Source organism: Sediminibacterium sp. FW305-C-61, assembly GCF_058231065.1.
In genome coordinates, this window is the sequence record NZ_JBIQXR010000011.1 from 1 (window position 1) to 4,352 (window position 4,352).

Genomic DNA, 4,352 nt, shown 5'->3' on the forward strand with positions numbered 1-4,352 from the left:
ATGGTGCCAGTGATGCTGATATTAGTCAGACCAGTCAGGTTCGTAATATTAGCATTAGTGATATTAGCCGTAGTAGCAGTTAAGCTGGTTACGTTAGCAAGATTAGTGATTGAGTTCTGTGCACCATCGCTTAATGATCCACTTAAAGTACCTGCACTGATGGTTCCAGTAGCTGTGATACTCTGGATATTAGCAAGATTAGTGATGCTATTCTGAGTACCATCGTTTAAGGTTGCACTTATTGTACCGCCTACGATGTTACCAGTTACAGTGATATTATCAAATGTGCCGTTTGTACCAGTCACATTGGTTGCACTTACAGTGCCTGCACTGATTGTACCAGTGATGCTGATATTAGTCAAACCAGTCAGGTTCGTAATGTTTGCATTTGTGATATTAGCCGTAGTAGCAGTTAAGCTTGTTACATTAGCAAGGTTCGTAATGCTGTTCTGTGCTCCTGCTGACAGGCTTCCACTTAATGTACCCGCACTGATAGTTCCAGTAGCAGTGATGCTTTGGATATTAGCCAGGTTAGTGATGCTGTTCTGAGTACCATCGTTTAAGGTTGCACTGATGGTGCCTCCTACGATATTACCAGTTACAGTGATATTATCGAATGTACCGTTGGTTCCAGTTACATTGGTTGCACTTACAGTGCCTGCACTAATTGTTCCGGTGATGCTGATATTAGTCAAACCAGTCAGGTTCGTAATATTAGCATTAGTGATATTAGCCGTAGTAGCAGTTAAGCTGGTTACGTTAGCAAGATTAGTAATGCTGTTTTGTGCACCATCACTTAATGATCCACTCAATGTACCTGCACTGATAGTACCGGTAGCGGTGATGCTTTGGATATTAGCCAGGTTAGTGATGCTGTTCTGAGTACCATCGTTTAAGGTTGCACTTATTGTACCGCCTACGATATTACCGGTTACAGTGATATTATCAAATGTGCCGTTTGTACCAGTCACATTGGTTGCACTTACAGTTCCTGCACTGATTGTACCAGTGATACTGATATTAGTCAGACCAGTCAGATTCGTAATATTAGCATTAGTAATATTAGCTGTTGTAGCAGTTAAGCTTGTTACGTTAGCAAGATTAGTGATTGAGTTCTGTGCTCCATCGCTTAATGATCCACTTAAAGTACCTGCACTGATTGTACCGGTAGCTGTGATATTCTGGATATTAGCAAGATTAGTGATGCTATTCTGAGTACCGTCATTTAAGGTTGCGCTGATCGTACCACCAACGATATTACCAGTTACGGTGATATTATCAAATGTGCCTGATCCGCTGGTGATGCTTGTAGTGCTTACATTACCTGCACTAATTGTTCCAGTGATGCTGATATTAGTCAGACCAGTCAGGTTGGTAATGTTTGCATTAGTGATATTAGCTGTTGTAGCTGTTAAGCTGGTTACGTTAGCAAGGTTAGTAATGCTGTTCTGTGCTCCATCGCTTAATGATCCACTTAATGTACCTGCACTGATTGTACCGGTAGCAGTGATGTTCTGGATATTAGCCAGGTTAGTGATGCTGTTCTGCGTACCATCGTTTAAGGTAGCACTGATGGTGCCTCCTACGATGTTACCGGTTACGGTTAGGTTATCAAATGTACCGTTGGTTCCAGTCACATTGGTTGCACTTACTGTTCCTGCACTGATTGTACCAGTGATACTGATATTAGTCAGACCAGTGAGGTTGGTAATATTAGCATTAGTGATATTAGCCGTAGTAGCAGTTAAGCTGGTTACATTAGCAAGGTTAGTAATGCTGTTCTGTGCACCATCACTTAATGAACCACTTAATGTACCTGCACTGATTGTACCGGTAGCTGTGATGTTCTGGATATTAGCCAGGTTAGTGATGCTATTCTGTGTACCATCGTTTAAGGTTGCGCTGATCGTACCACCAACGATATTACCAGTTACAGTTAGGTTATCGAATGTGCCGTTTGTACCAGTCACATTGGTTGCACTTACAGTGCCTGCACTGATTGTACCGGTGATGCTGATATTAGTCAAACCAGTCAGGTTCGTAATATTAGCATTAGTAATATTAGCTGTTGTAGCAGTTAAACTTGTTACGTTAGCAAGATTAGTGATTGAGTTCTGTGCTCCATCACTTAATGATCCACTCAATGTACCCGCACTGATTGTGCCAGTAGCAGTGATGTTCTGGATATTGGCCAGGTTAGTGATACTGTTCTGAGTGCCATCGTTTAAGGTTGCACTTATTGTACCACCTACGATATTACCTGTTACGGTTAGGTTATCGAATGTGCCGTTTGTACCAGTCACATTGGTTGCACTTACAGTGCCTGCACTGATTGTACCGGTGATGCTGATATTAGTCAAACCAGTCAGGTTCGTAATATTAGCATTAGTAATATTAGCTGTTGTAGCAGTTAAACTTGTTACGTTAGCAAGATTAGTGATTGAGTTCTGTGCACCATCACTTAATGATCCACTCAATGTACCTGCACTGATAGTACCGGTAGCAGTGATGCTTTGAATATTAGCCAGGTTAGTGATACTGTTCTGTGTACCATCATTTAAAGTTGCACTTATTGTACCTCCTACGATATTACCAGTTACGGTTAGGTTATCGAATGTACCGTTGGTTCCAGTCACATTGGTTGCACTTACAGTGCCTGCACTGATTGTTCCAGTGATACTGATATTAGTCAGACCAGTCAGGTTCGTAATATTAGCATTAGTAATATTAGCCGTAGTAGCTGTTAAGCTGGTTACGTTAGCAAGATTAGTGATTGAGTTCTGTGCTCCATCACTTAATGAACCACTCAATGTACCCGCACTGATAGTACCGGTAGCAGTGATGCTTTGAATATTAGCCAGGTTAGTGATGCTGTTCTGCGTACCGTCATTTAAGGTTGCACTGATTGTTCCACCTACGATGTTACCAGTTACAGTTAGGTTATCAAATGTACCGTTTGTACCAGTCACATTGGTTGCACTTACGGTGCCTGCACTGATTGTACCAGTGATACTGATATTAGTCAGACCAGTCAGGTTCGTAATATTAGCATTAGTAATATTAGCTGTTGTAGCTGTTAAGCTGGTTACGTTAGCAAGGTTGGTAATGCTATTCTGTGCACCATCGCTTAATGATCCACTTAAAGTACCTGCACTGATGGTTCCAGTAGCTGTGATACTCTGGATATTAGCCAGATTAGTGATGCTGTTCTGAGTGCCATCGTTTAAGGTTGCACTTATTGTACCACCTACGATATTACCTGTTACAGTGATGTTGTCAAATGTACCTGAGCCACTAGTGATTGATGTAGTGCTTACATTGCCAGCATCAACAGTGCCAGTTACACTTAAGTTAGTCAGTCCTGTCAGGTTACTGATAGTTGCATTTGTAGCACTTACTGTTCCGGCTTCAATCGTTCCGGTCGCACTTAAATTAGTTAAGCCTGTCAGGTTAGTGATATTAGCTGTTGTAGCACTGATCGTATTAGAAGTGATGTTACCAGTAGCAGTAATGTTCTGGATATTAGCCAGGTTAGTGATGCTATTCTGAGTACCGTCATTTAAGGTTGCACTGATTGTACCGCCTACGATATTACCAGTGATGGTGATATTATCGAATGTACCGCTCGCTCCTGTTACACTTGTTGCACTTACCGCGCCAGCATCAACAGTTCCAGTTACACTTAAATTAGTTAAACCAGTTAAGTTGCTGATCGTTGCATTCGTTGCACTTACAGTTCCCGCTTCGATCGTACCAGTCGCACTTAAATTAGTTAAGCCGGTCAGGTTAGTGATATTAGCTGTTGTAGCACTGATCGTATTAGAAGTAATATTACCAGTAGCAGTGATGTTCTGGATATTAGCCAGATTAGTGATTGTACCCTGCGTACCATCATTTAAAGTAGCACTGATCGTACCACCTACAATGTTACCTGTTACAGTGATGTTGTCAAATGTGCCTGAGCCACCATTTACATTGGTAGCACTTACAGTTCCGATCTGTGCGGTGCCAGTTACACTTAAGTTTGTTAAACCACTTAAGTTACTGATCGTAGCATTCGTTGCACTTACTGTTCCCGCTTCAATCGTTCCTGTTGCACTTAAATTAGTTAAACCGGTCAGGTTAGTGATATTAGCTGTTGTAGCACTGATCGTATTAGAAGTGATGTTACCAGTAGCAGTAATGTTCTGGATATTTGCCAGGTTCGTGATTGTACCCTGCGTACCATCATTTAAAGTAGCACTGATCGTACCACCTACGATATTACCAGTGATGGTGATATTATCGAATGTACCGCTCGTTCCTGTTACACTTGTTGCACTTACATTACCTGCTTCAACTGTTCCGGTTAT

Annotated in this window: 1 protein-coding gene; it reads right to left on the reverse strand. The window is 41.7% G+C overall.

All coding sequences use genetic code 11. The annotated features are described in order from the left end of the window. Nucleotides 1-4,352 (reverse strand): beta strand repeat-containing protein (locus ACH30E_RS16855; RefSeq protein ID WP_490847359.1); only part of this gene is annotated, 4,352 nt, incomplete at both ends.